The sequence below is a fragment of the Thermogladius calderae 1633 genome (assembly GCF_000264495.1).
Lineage (GTDB): Archaea > Thermoproteota > Thermoprotei_A > Sulfolobales > Desulfurococcaceae > Thermogladius > Thermogladius calderae.
On sequence record NC_017954.1, the window covers coordinates 102,894 to 119,359 of the forward strand.

Genomic DNA, 16,466 nt, shown 5'->3' on the forward strand with positions numbered 1-16,466 from the left:
TACTCTTGTATGTGTAAAATGGCCTCCACCTGTTTCGATACTAGCATGGAAAGCGCTAGTAGAGTCGACCGTGGAGACGATACTGTACCTCGAGAACGAGTAGGCTCTTTACCCAGCCTCAGATAACCCTATTAAGCCGTCTCCTTGACCACGTCGCCCGTGGACTCGCACCCGCCCTATTCAAGTCAAGGCAACTATATAACAGGTTGTATACGAGAACCTCCAGACTACTGTTCGACCGATGCGGATAATCCTAGACGACGTCCTGGCACGGGATGTCTAAGCCGACGCTTCTCGGCGGGCTAGTCGCGAGTGCGGAAGATCTTAAGTGGTCTGGATGGTATTGTCTTGAGTCCCGCCAAGAACAGGTAATAGGCTACTGTGGCGAACACTCCGAGTTTAAGCAGTACTCCTAGTGTGTCTAGCAGACCCGCAACGGACGGAGGGGTAAACTGTTGGCTGTCTAGAACTCTTTTTATGGCCTCTAGCGCGGCAACCGTGGACTCGAGGCTTGTCTCGCCAGGTACTAAATATACCCTGACATATAGTTGAGAAGTGGTGGACCTGTCTCTTATCAAGACGGGTAATAGGGCGGCTGCTATCGTACAGCTCGTATTCCACTTGCTAGCCTGCACGAGATACACGTGTACACCGTTCACATCTTGAACCCATGATCTTACAACACTGTATCCTTCCAAGCTGAGGTCATAGTTCCACGCGTGTAGGAGTGTGGGTGTCTCGGCGACCTCAACGACCGCGTGATAGGATGCCTTATTACTGCTGAAGGTCACGTGCCTCACGTTCAGTACGCCTAGTAGGCCCGCCGTAGCAGGGTCGCTCCAGGCACTCTCGATCTTGAAGCCCGCGAAAATGTAGTTCTCGGGCCTTGACACAAAGTCCCAGGCGCTGACTCCCGGGGAAGTTATCGTGTACCCCCACGAAGTGTTTATGGGGCTTAAAACCGCTACCAGCGTCGTGAAAGCGAGCAGTAGCAGTAGTACTAGACCGGTTACAGCCCTCACGCCCGCGTCGGCTTTACCGCGAGAGGCCTCTTTACTACCGGGAGTATCGGAGATAAACGACCCGGATACCAGGTATACGGCGAAAATAGACGAGGCCGCTACATATATTATAGTGGGGGTGTAGCTGAGAGCACCCCAGGCGAGGGGGATACCTTCATACCTTACCGCCTCGACCAGGACGACCGCTCTCAACATTTCGCCGACAAAACCGATCAGGAGCCCTACTGCGACAGATAGTAGGGCGAGCACGCTCTTCCGTCTAAGGCTCAAAGTATTCCTAGAAACTACCCAGAGTACCACTGGCAGCAGTGCAATCGTCGACGTGAGAGGGGTGTACCCGAGACGTATTGATACCAGTGGCACCTCCACGGGACCGTAACTAGTGTGGACAGTTATCTGCCCGAAGCCGTCTCCGTAATTAAACGTCGAACCGGTTATCCCCGCCGCGATCTCTCCCGCTGCTCTCGAAAAGACTTGCGCCGCGTTGTCGAGGGAGCTCGCCGGGATCGGCGTTAACAGCAGTACTAAGAGGTAGGGTACAAGGGCTCTCGTGCTAGTTGGTGTGAATATGAACAGTAGTGTGGAGAATACAAGTAGGCTGAAGCTCAGACCCCGGTAGAAAGTCGTGTACTCACCTACTAGGGGGGCTACCAGGTAGAAGAACACCGAGAACAAGACCAGCAGTAGTGTCGCGAGGACCTTACTAACACTGACCTCGAACCTGAAGACCTCGTCTCTCAAGGCAAGGTAGAGCACTAACACCGCGTTGCCTAGAGCGATTAACAAGTAGGAGTGTACGTCGCCGAGTATTACTATGGCTACATCCCTCACGTAGTCCCTGTATAGCGTGGAAATAAGGAGAGCAACTATGCCAGCTAGTCCAGTTAAACCGATGAAGAACGCTCTACGAGAGGTCGTGTCCGGGGGTGCGCTCTCCAGCCCTGGCACATCCACCACGCCGCGGGTCTAAGCTGAGCCTCTGGATAGTCTCCTAGTTGCGGGTAAAAAACTACTCTCGATCCTTACGCCCGCCCTTTGGAGCCCCTGAACTCCCCGTCTATGGACTTAAGTCTCTCGATGTTCTCTAGTTCGGAGGCGTCGGGGGCCTTTACGGATAGCCAGGCGTCTATGATCTCCCTGGCGAGAATGTCTGTTACGAGCCTGCCACTCATCGCCAGCACATTTGCGTCGTTCCACAACCTAGCACCGCGCGCGGTCTCGGGGTCGTTGCAGAGAGCAGCCCTGACACCTGGGATCTTGTTCGCCGCGATCGAGACGCCCGTCCCCGTGTAGCACACCACCACCCCGAAGTCGGCCTCACCCCGGGCGACGGCTAAGCCCACTTCTCTCGCTACCAGCGGCCACGGCTCCGGCTTACCAGTCTTCAGGGCGCCTACCACTACTACCTCGAAGCCCTTCCTCCTGAGGTGCTCAACCGCCTCCCTAGCACAAGCGTACAAGTCGTCCGAGCCGACTATAGCCCTTGGCAAAATCGCATCCCTACCTATACGCAACATGGTCTTAGTGCCTTAAATTCGTTGGTCGAGAACGTGTCCTCGAACAGGCCTTTCTCTTGGACGGCATCAATGGCAGTTGTACTCTACTCGTCGGCCTCGCCGAGACCTACCACCTCTCTTTACGAGCTCGTACTCACCCCCTCAGCGATTTTCTAGACCCCTCGAGAGCTCCAGCTGCCTAAGGCCGTCCCGGTCTCTACTGGAAGCGCCTACAGGACGCAGACAACAATAGACATTCACCATAAAACAGTATTCCAACGAACAACCGAGAAGAAACCCCAGCGTCTACTCCGTTGAAGCAAGCGGCGAACTCTACTCTCGCTCTGCTAATAGCGAGTTTAGCCTCGACGGGCCCGCCGGGACTTGAACCCGGGACCTCCGGCTCCGAAGGCCGGCGCCCTATCCAAGCTAGGCGACGGGCCCTAATCTAGTAGTGTCTTATGAACTGTAATTAACTTTTGAGGACTGCTACGAGCAGTGCGGGGGGTGGGATTCGAACCCACGCAGGCCTACGCCATCGGGTCCTAAGCCCGACCCCTTTGACCTAGCTCGGGCACCCCCGCTCTAATTATTTCTGTTGATTCTTCCACGGGTTATAAACGTGAGCGGTAGGGTTGCTTCTAACCTTCTCGACTTCCTCGAGCGCTCTCCTGTAGAGACTTTCGCTGAGCGCCTTGCTCCTCCACGCATCTTCCAGTTTATCGAGGTCTACGACCTCGGGTACCCCGTCTCTCCTGACCACGACATCTACCTCCAGGTCCAGGTACTCGACTACACCCTCCCCGACGTCCGGGGGCGTGTTGATGTTCACGTACGTGCCCAGGTAGTCCGAGCCCCTGTAGTAGTTGTGGGATATGGTCCAAGACGACGTGTCCACCACCATGTAGTCCACGTCCCCGGGCATCTTCTCCACCCCCAGCCCGTCATATACACCACCTGACCTCATTACCCTCTTGAAGACGAGGGTCAGCCCTCCCCGCCCCGCCTCCACTTTCTCTAGCACACCGGGTGAGAGCTTTACGACCCCTCCGTCCGGCTTAACCTGCCTGAACGAGAACTCCCGCCCGACCTGCTTGTACACCAGGTAGCTGGAGAGTAGGGCTGTGCTCTCCCTCGTTATCGCCTTATTGGACAGCAGGTACTCGGTGTAGTCCACTACCTCGTCTAACCCCATGTACTTCAGCTGGTGGTGCCCCATCGCTGTCGGGGCGACCCTACCCCTCAACTCGTCCAGCCTAGCCTTCGCAGGCGACGTCAGGTATACTAGGGCTATGGACTCGCCCTCGTACAGCACTCCCACGTCGCCCCCGCTCTTCAGCTTCGCCTCGAAATCCCTCAAAACCCCGAGTAAAAAGTCGATCTCCCTAGACACCTCGTGCGGGTCTGCGTACTGGCTGTTACTCCTGAACCTCACGCCTAGACCAGACCCCACGAGCTTGGAGACCGCCAGCGCCGAGAGCTCTGCTTTCTTCGCCGGGTCTCTGATGAACTCCGAGAACTCTATCTTTCCTCCTTTAATGAGGGAGACGTAGAGCCCGTCGAACCTCAGCTCCCTGGAGACTACGGCCCTCTCCCCCCTCCTAAACGAGGGCCTTGCAACGGACACGACCACGAGGTCGCCCTCTCTTCCGTGGCACGCGCGCAGGACCCCCTCAACCCCGCCCGGTAGCTCTAGTACACACCCGCCCTCCTCGAGCCTGCTGACCCGCGCCCTCACCACGGCATGGAGACCAGGCCTCCCCCACCAGACCACTACGTCCCGTAGCTCCGTGGTGATCGAGTCCAACACTTCTCTGACCCCTTCAGGCTTGCCGAGGACTACGAGCGTGCTCGGCTCCTCGGAGTCCTTCACAGTGACCTCGGCAGGGGAGGTGTCGAAGGGTATCCCCAGCCTCTCTCTGATCACACCCGACGCTTGTACGACCCTGAAGCCCCTCAACAGGAACAGGTAGGAGAGCGCAGTTGACGAGATACCTCTGACTCTGACGCTCGTCAAAAAGGTGAACCCCGTTCAGGACCAGCTAGTCGTGTATTGTCTCTAGGATCGCGATGACCTGCCAGATCTTCGTCCTAGCCGACAGCGGCATGTTGGGGTCTTGGCTGACCTGGTCGAGCACGCTCACGGCGTTGGCCGCCCTCACGCCAGGCGTAAGGTTCTCGCTCCTCAGGTAGTTCAGCGCCTCGGTGGCAGCCCTCCTTATGTTCCTGGGGACAGCCGTGTCGTTGATGATGGAGAGCAGCAGGTATATCGCGTTGTTGATCTTGGCAGTATTATCGGGCACCCTCACCCCGGAGGACACGCCGACCACCCCCACTTCTCTAATGTGTAAATGGCGATTAAAACAGTGTAGGGGCACCGCCCCGAAGACTGCCGTATGCTCCTGGCCCGCGCGGCACGGGTCGGCGCCGAGATAGAAATGGAGCGCCCGGCTTATAGCCGGGAGAAACAGATGTGAACGGGGAAAAACTGTTTGAGTCAGGCGGTGGAGGAGAATCCCACGCTTATTACGTAGGACTCCCCGCCCTCGCTCATTACTATTTTGAGCTTGTGTTTGAGGTAGCCCGGAGGAGACACGCCGTTAACCGAGACCGCTACGAGCGTTTCCCCATCCACGGTGCTTTTAATTGGTTTCAATTACTTTTAATTCCGTGGGTGGGGTTGGCCCTTGGTGCGGGTTCACTAGCTTCACCCGCACCTCATGGGGCCCCGTCGAGCCCAACGCCACGGGGCTCCCATCTGCGGTCAGGTGCTTCAACCCTATGTTTACGGCCCCGACGACGTCCCTGTCTAGGGTCAGCCCGTTGCTCAGCCTGGCCAGCCTTAGGACGACCTTGGCTACCCTCACCCTCCTCCCTCTCACCGCAACGCGGATCACAGAGGGGGCGTAGCCCTTGATGGGCTCCCCGCTGAAGGGATCCCTCGAGGAGGAGTACGCCTCCGGCACCTCGACGACGTGTATGGGCTTGTTGTCCAGTACCTCCACCAGCTTCGAGACGCTCCACTGGTGGATCCTGTGCCTGAGGTTGTTGCTCCCCGCCCTGCTAACAAGCCTTCTCTTGCCCTTGTGAACATTTCCAACAACCACGACGGCGCTGTTTATATAAGCCAGCTCCTCGATGAACCTGGCGACCTTGTAGATAATGTCCGTCTTCCTCTCCCCCTCCCTCAGCTTCCTAAGTGCTTTCTTCACGCTCCTATCCTTTGTCGACTTGCCCCCAGTTATTCTCTTCCTCCTCTCAGAGTAGGCAATAACTATCCTACCTAGGTTAGTTTCAATTCTGTAGACGTCGCCGAGCCTTCCGTTCCTGAATACCGCCAGCGTGACGTTGTTCTCATTAACATCGACAGCAATGACATTGTTAGGGTTGTAGGAGACCTCGAAAACCCTCCTGAACGTCAAGTATACGAGAATCCTCTTACCAGCGGGCTTGAGCTTGAGTTCACTAGACAGTTTCCACCCACCGTAGAGATACCTCACCAACTGTCTAGTATACCTCAGGTTAAGCCTAATCCAGCCCCTATGAGTCCTGAGCTCCACGTCACCACCAACCAGCCTCCAATCCTGCGAGTCAGAGTAGGTCACCGTGATGTTCTTCACCACCGGCTTGTCGCCCTGCGCGAGCCCCTTCTTCTTCAACCTCAGGAAGCTCCTAGCCCTCCTGACCGCGTCGCGGTAGCAGCCCTTGATCACCCTGGTCGGTAGCCAGGGGTACTCCTCCCTGAACCTGCTGTAGAACACCCTGTGTAGGGTGGCCTGCGAGGCGTTGTGCTCGACCGCGTATTCGACCATCTCCTGGAGCATGGCTCTGTATGCTTCAAAGACCTCCCTAAGCGCTCGCCTGCCAGCACTATTAACCCAGCCTTCTAAGACTACTGTCCTCTTAAGGGTCTTTAACAGCTTGCTCAACGGCCTCCACCACCTTCCTGTACTTGCGGCTACGCTTGCCGTAGATTTTGCCGGCGAAGCTGGTGACGATCGCCATTAGGTCCTCGACTAGCTCCTGGTAGTAGTCTTTGGGCTCCTGGTCGAAAACGACTACTACTCTCACACCATATGCCTCGAAGAGCTTCTCGAGATAGGTAAAGCCTGTCGGCGAACAAGCAGTCTAGGATGTCGTTCACCACGGCGTCGGCGGCGATGTTGGAGACCATGCTAACCGTCTGCGGGTCGAGGTCGCTGAACATCCGCTTCAGCTCCTTGGTCATGCCGACGTGGTCGAAGACGATGTGCAAGAGGACGTGGGAGAGGACATAGGGCTCCGTGTCCTTGAAGTCCGCGACACGTGGCGTTAAGGATATCGCCTTCCCGTCTGTCCACGCTGGAGCCGGCGGTTCGTAATCTGGTACTATGAAGACCTCGGTTTTCTTTAGTAATTCGGCGAGGATTGGCAAACCCCCCGTCAGCAGGCTCTCCACCGACTGCTCGTACAAGGCCCTGCCTAACTTGTAGAGGTCGTCCACCCCTCTCCCTCCTTCTGTGTAGTCCTCGGGCTTAGGCGGCCCCTCGCGGGGCTAGGTGGTCCGGCCGCGGGCATACCCGCCTACCCCTGCGAGACATGCCTTGAGACGCCGCTCGCCCCCAGAATGCTGTTTATAGTCCCCTCTAGGGTCCTCCGCCTCGTCCACAGGGTTTTTGACACCCCCGCGGGCTCACGGGCGACCGTCGAGTTCAACGACGGGGGACCCCCGTCCAGGGGTAGCCCGCCTAGGCTCGGAGCAGCACCTACACCGCCCGGGCGGCCCGGTAGCCTCTCAAACACTCGGCCCCGACCATCTGTAAAAATTTTCCTCAATATTACTTATAAACGTTTAACCCACGCTCTCTTGGAAAATCTAATGGTACGCTTTGCTAGTGGTGTAGCGGGTCGTGAGGGTCGCGGTCGTACGGGGGGAGGCCGACAACGCGGCTGGGGGAGGGGGAGGCGTATGCCAGGGGGGTCGTTGAGTACCTGGAATAGAAGCCCCCGTGCCGAGGGGCCCTCGCTGGCGCTAGCTTGCAATTAAAACCCTCTATAGATATTTGGTATCCATGTGTGGTCTGACTTGGTGGAGGCTGAAGTAGACCCCGTCAAGAAGATGGCCGAGCTTATCAAGGCCGGGGCGGTAATGCTGGCCGAGACATGCCCTTACCCGGGCTGCGGCCTCCCTCTGTTCAGGCTGAAGACGGGTGAGGTGGTCTGCCCCGTCCACGGTAGGGTCTACTTGGTCAAGACCGAGGAAGAGGCCAGGGCGGTGAAGACCTCTGTGAGCCTGGCCATGACGCTGGACAGGATTGAGGAGAGGGCCTTGATGGAGATGAACGCCATGCTGAGCGAGAGGGGGGAGATAGACCCCACCGAGCTGATAAGGTGGCTTGAGGTCGTCGAGAGGGTGAGGAGGATCAAGAGCGTCATCGCGTCTAGGCCTTCCTCTACGAAGTGAGCCGGTCGAGCAGGGGCCTCACCAGACCCCAGACGTCCCGGAAGACTTCCTCGAGCCCCCTGCTGGAGTCGACTACTACGAGCAGGCCTTCTCTGACCATCCTCAAGTAAACCTCCCTGACCCGGGAGAGGAAGTCGACCCTCTCGTACTCGGGAAACCTCGACGGGACCCCCTTCTTCCTCGCCAGCCCGAGCGAGGGCTCTACGTCGAGGTATACTGCCAGGTCGGGCCTCGGCGCGAACCTGTTCACCTCCAAGACCCACTCGTAGGGTGCCCCCGAGGCGGTCTGATAGGCGACGCTACTGTAGAAGTACCTGTCGCACACCACCACAGCGCCCTCCCTCAGAGCCGGCTCTATCACCGTCTTCCAGTGTATGAGCCTGTCCAAGGCGTAAGCCAGCGCGTCGACATAGGCGTCCCTAGCGCTGGAGTACTCGCCTTTAACGGCTCTGACGATGCTCGAGTCGTAGGGCTCGTAGGTGTAGGTTGCCCTGTAACCCAGCTCGCCAAGCCTGCTTATGAGGATGTTGGCGATGCTCGTCTTCCCCGAGCCGTCCAGCCCCTCGAGGACTAAGAACAGGCCTCTCCTACTCGAAGTGTAGCTCAATGTAGTCTCTCCCCTTCTCGTGCACGAGCACTGCTCTTTTAGAGCCCACCTCTTCTAAAAACCCTTTCCTGACCTGGAAGAGGGGTATATCCGCCATGATGCACCCCGTAATGATGATGGGCTCGGGCTCCTCCACCAACATGCAGCTCGGCTCTCTCCCGTAGTACTTCAGCGCGTAGATAACGTAGGAGCCCACCGTACTCCCGCGCCCGCCCCTGAAGGCCAGCGCTACGCCGGCTATCTGCTCGCCCACCGACCTAAGCGTGCCGGCCGCGGGGTCTACCTCTCCGAAGAAGCTGATGTAGTCGTTGTAGACGCGGAGGGGGGCCCGGCAGTCCCCGTCCACAAGGACTCTAACCCGCTCCCTCACCGTAGACAGCCCTTATCACCCCCAGGGTGTTCGTCAGGTAGTACTTTGCTTTTAGTTGCTTACTCAAGTAGAAGACCGCTTTACCGGAGTTCGTCACGAGGTGGTCGAACACCCGCGTCAGCCTGGAGACTACAGGGCAGGTGCCAGCGGCCACGTCCACGCCCAGCCTACGCAACCGCAAGACCTCGATGTAGTGTCTCTCGTAGACCTCTACAGGTATCGTTATTAGGAGCCTCCTGTCTCTGGGTAGCACACCCCGCTTCACGACTTGCCTATATATCTCGAGGAACTCCCACGGGTAAAGGTGGGGGCATCCGAGGTAGCCCAGTATGCTACCACCGCCGGGCTCCGTACCTATATACTCCTCTACATCGCCCCACTCCACCTCGACCTTGTCCACGAGATCAGTCGAGTAGAACCCCCTGGGCGTCACCCCTTCCAGGACGACGAGGGCGTGGGAACCCGAGGCAGCGGACGCCGCGAGCATTATCTTCAAGTCCGCCAAGCCCTGTCCAGCACCCCTGACGAGCGGTATCTCCCTGACCCTGCAGCCCAGCCATAACCCGAGAGCTCCCGGGTTCCCTCTAACGCGTGGATCCTTAACGTAGACCAGGACTCTCGCGACCCTGTTCCCCGGGTCGTGGAGACCCGCGTAGTATGTGAAGCCCGTTAACGCGGAGGCCAACGCCAGCGGTCCCCCCTCCCGGTTCGTGCTCGCTCCGAACACGCTGTTGGCCACTGCGACAGCGCTACTCTCGCCCCAGGCTAGGAACTCCCCCTGAGCCGGGGGCCTGTGGTAGTACGGGATGCAGGTGAAGACCGGCTTAAACCCCATTTTGATTAGGGAGTCGTCTATCACAGCCTGTTTCCTAGCGTAGGAGCCGTCTATCAACTCCGATAAACCCGAGTAGTCGACGCACCCCGGGTTGACCGTGGTGTATACCCGAGCCCTGCCACCCCCGAGAAACAGGCTACGGATAAACTCGAGCCCGGGGTCTAGGATGTTAGAGTAGGAGACCCCCGACACGTGGGCGTGGGCGACCTCGACTAGCTTTGTGGCCCCCAGCGCCTCACCCGTCTTGACGATTATAGACATAGCCTTCGCGACAACCCAGCCAAACTCCCCGTTCAACATCCTCTCTTGTTCGCGCGTCAGGTACATTACATTCAACACCGCTTAAAGTACATGATATACCAACCCGGAGGATAAAAGTGGGGTGTTACCCTGCCCCGGACTCTCGCCAGCTTCGCCTGGAGGAGTAGACGGGTGGGTGTATCCCACAAAGTTTTTCGCGTAGTCTCTACTGTATTTAGTCTATTTTTACTACCCCACCGTAATACCCCTAACAGGGTAGGCGACGAATGCCGTTCACCACGTACCACCTAGCCTCAGGGTTTCTGGTGGGGCTCCCGCTTAGAAGGAGGGTCCACTTACCGACCCTCTTGGTCGCGACGACTATACCAGTCGACCTCGGGTCTGTCCTCCTAGTCCTTGGCGGAATAGACGCTAGACCTCACGGGTTGACGCATGGTTTCGTCGTCGCGGCCCTTCTAGGGGTACTCACGGCCATCGTTGTCTACGTGCTCGACCGCTACTTGAAAGTCCATAAGACCCTGTACAGAGCATTCTACCTGGCTCAGGGCGACGAGGAGTTCCACAAGTATATTGCCGGAGGAGTTATCGGCGCGCTCCTCCACGTAGTTCTAGACGCGCCGTTATACGAGGACATGAGCCCCTTCGAGCCCTTTGTCTCGGGCGTAAACCCGTTCCTCCTCTCGGGCACTCAATTAACGCTGCCCCTATACGACTTAGTCTTGTACGCCGGGCTACTGGCGTACCTCGTATTCTTCTACGAGATGTCGAGAAGGGCGCTGGGGGGACCGGTGGCAAGGTTGCAGCTAGGTGTCCTTGTTATCTTAGTAGCCATATTACTCGCCCCCACCACGGTCGATGTCGAACTCCTATTCGGAGAGCCCGAGGCGTTTATACCCCTGGGTGTTGGGGTTCTCGGTGTAGTTCTCGCCGTGCTATCTCTCGTGGAGATGAGGTTGATGAGCACTGTACGGGCAGGCCTCGTACTCTCGGTGACGGCAACCCTACTTGCCACCGCCTACGCCGACCTGGGAGGCCTGCTACTCTCCTCTACGGCCGCTACTCTGGTCTACACTGGAGTCGCTGCGATAATAGTTTTGTTGAGGAGCCCGCTGACCCGTATCCGCATCACGTTTATGAATAAGTCTCTTAAAGCCGTAGACCTCCTATTGATGGGGTGGTTGAGCGCGTTGCTAATTGTGGGGGTCCCTGTCTTCGTCGCTGCCTTGTTTACAATACTGGTGGAGTCGAGAAGGCTGGCGGGCCTAGAGCCTCTGGCACGCCCGCGCTGAGCGCGCTCTTCGAGCCGCTACGTGTACGCGTCGGTCTCTAGTACTCGATGTACTCCTCCTTGAAGTCCTCTGTCAGCCTTATGGTGGAGGCCCTCACAACTCTCACGGGGAGTTCCGGGCAGGGGGTTCTAGCGAGTAGTTTACCCGCGTCGAAGTCTATCTTCTCCACGATACCCGGGCACTCGCTACCCTTCCCGTCGGAGAGCGAGACGTAGAGCCCTCTCTCGAAGCCCTGCGGGTAGACTGTCAGCTTTTCTCTCCCCAGGCTAGCCGACAGCTCCTCGTAGACTCTCCTGGTGTCGCCTCTAGCCACTACGAAGTACTTGCCGCCTAGTACACTGCTGTACACCACCCTCTCGTCGTGTAAGTCGACTCGAGCCCCCTGGAGCAGGGGCATGTCTACGAAGACCAGCTGGTTGAGGTCGTACTTCACCATGGCCGCGTTGGCGAAGAACTCCCTGTACCTGTCGCTCCGGTACTCTCTCCTCTCAGACCTGTCCCTCACCTTCTTCACGCTGGGCGACGGGACAGTTCTGTACTTGACCCCCAGTCTCTCGAGGGCTGAAAAAGAGGGGTCTGAGCCGCCCACGTGGACCAGGTAGTCTGGTCTCACCTCTACCACGAGCTTGGTCTTGTACAGGACCGCTCCGACCTCCTTCATCCAGCCGTCAGTGTCGACCACAACGGGTGTCCTACCCTCGCTGACAGCCTGCTCCACCAGCCTCTTGACGTAGTTGACTATTGCGTCCGTGCTCCTCTGGGGCTTGTTGTCCCCGACAAAACACATTCTCACGGGCTTTAGCCCCCTGTTCCACAGGGTCTGCTCGCTCGGGTAGGCGAGTGATACGTAGCCCGGGGGCGCAACGTCGGCTTGACCTACGTCCGCGTCTACGAGAGCCGGCCTCATCCCCCTCTCGAGGGCCTTGTTGAGGAGAAGCGTCGTGAAAGAAGACTTGCCAGAGTCTACTTCGCCTATAACCACTACTACTGTAGGGTTACTGCTCACGATTTCCTCGCTAAGCTTAACCCACTCGAAGTAGGCCTCGTTGTCCTCGAGCCTCTTAATCTGCGCCTCGTTGACCATGCTCAAGTCGAGCTCCGAGTCCTCGAGAGCTACCACAGCGTAGCTCTTCAGCCTGTGGATTATGACCCTCTCCCCTACGACGACCTTCTTGCCCAAGATCTCTACCGTGCCCCTCAAGAGCGTGAACGCCATCGGCCCGAACAACTTGACGCCCTCACCTTTGTTCAGCTTAAGAGTCGGCACAGCCGCTCACACCACTCGTAGTGGGTTTCACCAGGCCTTTTTACATGTGATGGTAACTTGGTGGGCGTCTATTAAGCTTCCTACAGGAGGAGAATTCCAATAGCGGGCCCGCTGTTAGGGCACGCCGGCCCTCCTATACTTGGACCACGGCTCATTGAAGGGTTTCGTCGCGATCACTATTAGTTTGTCCCCGACCCCCTCCGGGCTCCTTGGGTCCAGCGTACTAGCCTTGGCGTTCCTCAGCACGACGACGTCTTCGCCGGGCTTGCTGCGCGTCGCTATAGCCCACTCGACCTGTAAGGGGTCGTCGACGTCTATGTCCTCGTCTACGACTACGACCACCTTCATGCTGGGGTGGGCCGTGAGGGCCGCCAGGGCCGCGCTGAGGGCCTCTCCCCTAGTAGACTGCTCGATGGCTATGACCCCTATGAGCCAGCTGCCGCCGCCGACAGCCAGCCGGACTGCCCTGACGCCCGGCGCCACCTTCTTGACACTCTCGTAGATAAGCGGCTCTCTCGGGAGGCCCATCAAGTAGAAGTGGTCGCTTGTCGCCGGCACTATGGCGTGGTACACCAATCTGCCCTGGGCGTTAACGTAGTAGGCAACGGGCTTGAAGACGTTCTGCCTCCTCCTCTCGTCTACTAGACTCAGTATGTCGACGAAGGGGCCCTCCCAATCCTCCTCCCTGGAGATGACCCCCTCGACAACCAGCGAGGCGGTGACCGGTACAGGTATGTTGAACAGAGGAGTCTTGGCCACCCTGTTCACCCCGCTTAGGGCTGCCCCTATCCCCACCTCGAAGACGCCGTAGGGTGGGCTCATGGCGGCCGCGATCTCCTGGTAGACGTCTAGGCCTAGCACCATAGCCACGGGCAGGTCTCTACCCGCCTCGAAAGCCTTTTTCACCATGTAGTGCAGGTGCCTCGGGACGATCCTGAGCGTAGCCCTGTCGTCGTCGATGTACATGACCCTGTGGAAACTCGAGTTGCAAACGCCCTCCCAGCACGCTATGAAAACAGCGCTGGTCAGGTAGGGGCCCCCGTCCTCGCGGTAGAACTTGATGAAGGGGAGGTCTCGTAGAGCCATGTCGGCTCTCCTGAAGCTGCCGGCGAAGTCCACAACCTCGAGCTGTGAAGGGCTGTAGTACGCTCTCAGGAGCTTCTCGTACAGCTCGGAGTCGCTCCTCGCACCCACCAGCTCGTATACGTCTCCCCGGTCCCTCAGTATATTTGAGACGCACTCCCACTCCTTGCCCTTGAGCCTGAACACTACTCTCTCCCGCCTATGCCCGTAGACCGCCCTCGTGGGCTCGTATTCGGGGTCTAGGTCGCCGGCAAAAAACGTGTCTTTGCGCCCCTTTAAAGAGTCCACTAGCGAGGCGAGCGTGGTCAAGTAGACGCCCTCTACACTCATCAGCTAACGTAAATTAATCTCTGGCGAGACGGAGACTTAACCTTATCTGGCGTCGGTAGCCGGAAGTGCTATAGCACCTCGACCCCCTGCTTCAAGGCTATCCTCAGGGCTGCCAGGACGTCCTTATTGCCTCTAAGGTACTGCCTGTTCACGACGAGGCCCTTCAAGAGGAGCCGGGCGCTAGCCCTACTGTGTGAGGGCGTGGTGTTGTACTCGCTCACGAGCTCTACTCTAACACCCGGGACCCTTATCTTGACGTCTCTGGCTATTTCGAGCCCCCGACCGTGAGCCCCCACTCTAACGACGACGGATGTCGCCGGGACGCACTCTACCAGCTCCCTCACTTTGCCGACCAGGTCGTCCATGAACCCCCAGTCTACTACAACCGAGTCGCCTAGAGCTATGAACGCGTGCCTCGAACCCGGGTCGACCCCTATTGTCAGGCTACCGTACTCGCTTTTCATGAGAGAGGCGAGCACTGCCTTCTCCAGCCCTCTACAAGTCCTCTCCGGGTCGTAGACCACTGTTAAATCCCTCCTGGCGCCGACCTCGTCTCTTATCTCGCTAGAGTCCGTGTAGACGACGCTGTACTCAGGTACCTCGCCGAGCGTGTAGTAGAAGGAGAACTTGATACCCCTCCTCCTGAGCTTGTCGACGACTTCTCTAAACCACTTAGGGTCGTATACTGCGACTACCAGGTTCCTGTACAGCAATACAACCACTTCTATTATTAAAGGATACAAGAGTAGATTATAGGTTGTGAGCGATACAAAGACCCGTAGCCATCACCAGAGGTTTCGCGGGCTTGCGCGTGCCGACCGAGTTGAGGAGGCTGGTCTCCGGGTCTCCTACAACCCTCTTCTACGGCCCGGCAGCCGCTGGTAAGACGAACATATTGATCAGCCTGGCAAGAGAGTTCTGCGTCTTCGGGAAGAGGTGCGTGTTCATAAGCACCGAGGGCACCCTCCACTACGACAAGATAGCTAAGGCCGGCGTAGGTTTCGGGAACGTAGAGTTCGCGGACGTGGTGGACTTCGACGTCTTCGCCGAGCTGCTTCTCAAGCTATCATCGGCAACGGTATTCAACTACGTCTTTATAGACAGTATTAACGCCCTCTACAGGCCGATTGCTACTAGGGCCGACGTGCTGTCCAAGTACCTATTTACTCTCGCCAAGCTCTACAACTATAGCCTCAGGGGTGGTAGGGTGGTCGCCTCTGCGCAGGTGAGGGTGGGGGAGGACGGCGAGTTGGAGGCCTCGGGCTTCAAGCTACTAGACTACTACTTCGACACTATCTTCCAGGTCAACTTCGAGGGCTCCAAGAGGTTTATTAGACTCGAGAAGCCCCCTAACCAGAAGCTTAAAGTGTACTTTAGGGTAGGTGACGAGGGTGCTGTATTCTACTGACAGCACCCTGGTGGTCCTAGTCGAGTTCGTGCTTGTGTACTACCTCTCCCCGATGGTGGCAAACAGCGCCCCCGTCCTAGTCAGAGGGAGGACTCTCATCGACGGGGGGAGGCTGTTCCTGGACGGTAGACCGGTCTTCGGATCCCACAAGACCTGGGAAGGCTTCCTCGCAGGGGTAGTAATGGGTTTCACCTCCTCGTGTACTGTAGGCCTGGTTTTCGAGAGTCTGCCCCTCACGTTCCTCAACATGGGCGGCGTAGTAGCGGCATTACTAGGGGACCTGGTAGGGGCGTTCGTGAAGAGGAGGCTGGGTATCGAGCCGGGAGAGCCCCTGCCAGTCGTAGACCAGCTCGACTTCGCCCTCGCTGCGACGCTACTATACCTCCTCCTAGACGCGGGTTTCGCGTCGCGCCTAGACCTCGTGGTAATGTCTCTGCTTATTATACTCGTACTCCACTTGCTGACAAACAACGTCGCCTTCGTGCTCGGGTTGAAGAATAAAAGGTGGTAACGTTTTTAACCATTAATAAAATGGTAGTTGAGGAGGGTGCTTACTCGTGAAGATACCCAAGGTGATTGTGACCTACTGTCCGAGGTGCAGGAGGCACACCGAGCACACCGTGACGATCTACAAGCACGGTAAGAGGAGGAGCCTGGCCGAGGGCGAGAGGAGGTACGCCAGGAAGAAGCAGGGGTATGGTTCCAAGAGGAAGGCCGAGCAGAAGAGGTTCGCTAAGACTACCAAGAAAGTTGTGCTGAAGCTGAAGTGTAAAGAGTGCGGCTACACCCTCCACAGGGAGGGTATTAGGCTGAAGAAAGCCGAGCTCGTAGAGGTGGCCAAGTAGTGAAGAAGCGGCTAATCCCGGTACCCCAGCCCAGGAGCAGGTTCTATAGGGTTATCTGCAAGACATGTGGAGCGGAGAACGTAGTCTTCAGCCACTCGACGTACCCGGCGAGGTGCAAGGTCTGCGGCACAGTCCTAGTCAAGCCGACAGGGGGCCGGGCTATCGTACTCAAGGACAAAGCCGAGATAGTAGCCGAGCTAGGCTGAGACA

The 16,466-nt window shown here is 57.8% G+C and carries 19 protein-coding genes, 2 tRNA genes and 1 pseudogene; 6 read left to right on the plus strand and 16 right to left on the minus strand.

The window, feature by feature from the left end; all coding sequences use genetic code 11:
- Positions 1–302 precede the first annotated feature (302 nt).
- The 10 genes and pseudogenes from TCELL_RS00600 to TCELL_RS07450 all read right to left on the minus strand — a co-directional run bounded on the left by TCELL_RS00600 (position 303) and on the right by TCELL_RS07450 (position 7,300).
- Positions 303–1,970: a hypothetical protein gene (locus TCELL_RS00600; protein WP_014736788.1), complete on the minus strand. Its 1,668-nt coding sequence runs from the start codon at positions 1,968–1,970 to the stop codon at positions 303–305.
- 74 nt (positions 1,971–2,044) lie between these two features.
- Positions 2,045–2,512, minus strand: a complete 468-nt coding sequence (locus tag TCELL_RS00605; RefSeq protein WP_014736789.1) for an RpiB/LacA/LacB family sugar-phosphate isomerase — start codon at positions 2,510–2,512, stop codon at positions 2,045–2,047.
- A 375-nt stretch (positions 2,513–2,887) separates the two neighbouring features.
- A tRNA-Arg gene (locus TCELL_RS00610) sits at positions 2,888–2,962 on the minus strand.
- Between the two features lie 55 nt (positions 2,963–3,017).
- Positions 3,018–3,102 (minus strand) — tRNA-Leu (locus TCELL_RS00615).
- Between the two features lie 5 nt (positions 3,103–3,107).
- Positions 3,108–4,535, minus strand: a complete 1,428-nt coding sequence (locus TCELL_RS00620) for a ribonuclease FAU-1 family protein (RefSeq protein ID WP_014736791.1) — start codon at positions 4,533–4,535, stop codon at positions 3,108–3,110.
- Positions 4,536–4,560: 25 nt separating this feature from the next.
- Complete coding sequence (locus TCELL_RS00625) at positions 4,561–4,839, minus strand: stationary phase-response protein (RefSeq protein WP_048162806.1); 279 nt, start codon at positions 4,837–4,839, stop codon at positions 4,561–4,563.
- Between the two features lie 176 nt (positions 4,840–5,015).
- Positions 5,016–5,153 carry a hypothetical protein gene (locus tag TCELL_RS07535; protein WP_014736793.1) on the minus strand — a complete coding sequence of 46 codons (138 nt, stop codon included), beginning with the start codon at positions 5,151–5,153 and terminating at the stop codon, positions 5,016–5,018.
- Between the two features lie 7 nt (positions 5,154–5,160).
- Positions 5,161–6,447 carry an IS200/IS605 family accessory protein TnpB-related protein gene (locus TCELL_RS00630; RefSeq protein WP_014736794.1) on the minus strand — a complete coding sequence of 429 codons (1,287 nt, stop codon included), beginning with the start codon at positions 6,445–6,447 and terminating at the stop codon, positions 5,161–5,163.
- Positions 6,422–6,628, minus strand: a pseudogene (locus TCELL_RS07580) (recombinase family protein); the annotation flags it as partial. The gene TCELL_RS00630 and the pseudogene TCELL_RS07580, both read right to left, overlap by 26 nt.
- Before the next feature lie 453 nt (positions 6,629–7,081).
- On the minus strand, positions 7,082–7,300 hold the full coding sequence (locus tag TCELL_RS07450; protein WP_157864669.1) for a hypothetical protein: 219 nt from the start codon (positions 7,298–7,300) through the stop codon (positions 7,082–7,084).
- Positions 7,301–7,586: 286 nt separating this feature from the next.
- On the opposite strand from TCELL_RS07450, the gene TCELL_RS00640 reads away from it, so the two are divergent.
- Positions 7,587–7,961 carry an Sjogren's syndrome/scleroderma autoantigen 1 family protein gene (locus TCELL_RS00640; RefSeq protein ID WP_014736796.1) on the plus strand — a complete coding sequence of 125 codons (375 nt, stop codon included), beginning with the start codon at positions 7,587–7,589 and terminating at the stop codon, positions 7,959–7,961.
- Here TCELL_RS00640 and tmk read toward each other — a convergent pair.
- From tmk to TCELL_RS00655, 3 genes are read right to left on the minus strand one after another with little or no spacing between them, the layout of a single operon-like run.
- On the minus strand, positions 7,951–8,568 hold the full coding sequence (gene tmk / locus TCELL_RS00645) for a dTMP kinase (protein WP_014736797.1): 618 nt from the start codon (positions 8,566–8,568) through the stop codon (positions 7,951–7,953). The genes TCELL_RS00640 and tmk overlap by 11 nt on opposite strands.
- A complete protein-coding gene (locus TCELL_RS00650; protein WP_014736798.1) occupies positions 8,549–8,938 on the minus strand; it encodes an aconitase X swivel domain-containing protein in 390 nt (129 codons plus the stop codon). Before TCELL_RS00650 ends, tmk begins: the two co-directional genes overlap by 20 nt.
- On the minus strand, positions 8,922–10,100 hold the full coding sequence (locus tag TCELL_RS00655; RefSeq protein ID WP_014736799.1) for an aconitase X catalytic domain-containing protein: 1,179 nt from the start codon (positions 10,098–10,100) through the stop codon (positions 8,922–8,924). The genes TCELL_RS00650 and TCELL_RS00655 overlap by 17 nt, the downstream gene beginning before the upstream one ends.
- Positions 10,101–10,300: 200 nt before the next feature.
- On the opposite strand from TCELL_RS00655, the gene TCELL_RS07275 reads away from it, so the two are divergent.
- A complete protein-coding gene (locus tag TCELL_RS07275) occupies positions 10,301–11,323 on the plus strand; it encodes a hypothetical protein (RefSeq protein WP_014736800.1) in 1,023 nt (340 codons plus the stop codon).
- A gap of 37 nt (positions 11,324–11,360) precedes the next feature.
- On the opposite strand, the gene TCELL_RS00665 is transcribed toward TCELL_RS07275, so the two are convergent.
- From TCELL_RS00665 to TCELL_RS00675, 3 genes are all read right to left on the minus strand, one after another.
- Positions 11,361–12,590 (minus strand): Clp1/GlmU family protein, encoded by a 1,230-nt coding sequence (locus TCELL_RS00665; protein ID WP_014736801.1) that lies wholly within the window; start codon positions 12,588–12,590, stop codon positions 11,361–11,363.
- A gap of 114 nt (positions 12,591–12,704) precedes the next feature.
- Positions 12,705–14,003, minus strand: a complete 1,299-nt coding sequence (locus tag TCELL_RS00670; protein ID WP_014736802.1) for a UbiD family decarboxylase — start codon at positions 14,001–14,003, stop codon at positions 12,705–12,707.
- A gap of 68 nt (positions 14,004–14,071) precedes the next feature.
- Positions 14,072–14,725 (minus strand): hypothetical protein, encoded by a 654-nt coding sequence (locus TCELL_RS00675; protein ID WP_014736803.1) that lies wholly within the window; start codon positions 14,723–14,725, stop codon positions 14,072–14,074.
- 83 nt (positions 14,726–14,808) lie between these two features.
- Between TCELL_RS00675 and TCELL_RS00680 the strand changes: the two genes are divergently transcribed.
- From TCELL_RS00680 to TCELL_RS00695, 4 genes are read left to right on the plus strand one after another with little or no spacing between them, the layout of a single operon-like run.
- Positions 14,809–15,411, plus strand: coding sequence for a hypothetical protein (locus tag TCELL_RS00680; protein WP_048162810.1), 603 nt, complete (start codon positions 14,809–14,811; stop codon positions 15,409–15,411).
- The gene (locus TCELL_RS00685) at positions 15,386–15,922 is read left to right on the plus strand and encodes a CDP-archaeol synthase (RefSeq protein ID WP_238529024.1); all 537 of its coding nucleotides are present in this window, start codon (positions 15,386–15,388) and stop codon (positions 15,920–15,922) included. Before TCELL_RS00680 ends, TCELL_RS00685 begins: the two co-directional genes overlap by 26 nt.
- 46 nt (positions 15,923–15,968) lie before the next feature.
- Positions 15,969–16,256 carry a 50S ribosomal protein L44e gene (locus TCELL_RS00690; RefSeq protein ID WP_014736806.1) on the plus strand — a complete coding sequence of 96 codons (288 nt, stop codon included), beginning with the start codon at positions 15,969–15,971 and terminating at the stop codon, positions 16,254–16,256.
- Positions 16,256–16,462 carry a 30S ribosomal protein S27e gene (locus TCELL_RS00695; protein ID WP_014736807.1) on the plus strand — a complete coding sequence of 69 codons (207 nt, stop codon included), beginning with the start codon at positions 16,256–16,258 and terminating at the stop codon, positions 16,460–16,462. The genes TCELL_RS00690 and TCELL_RS00695 overlap by 1 nt, the downstream gene beginning before the upstream one ends.
- Positions 16,463–16,466 lie beyond the last annotated feature (4 nt).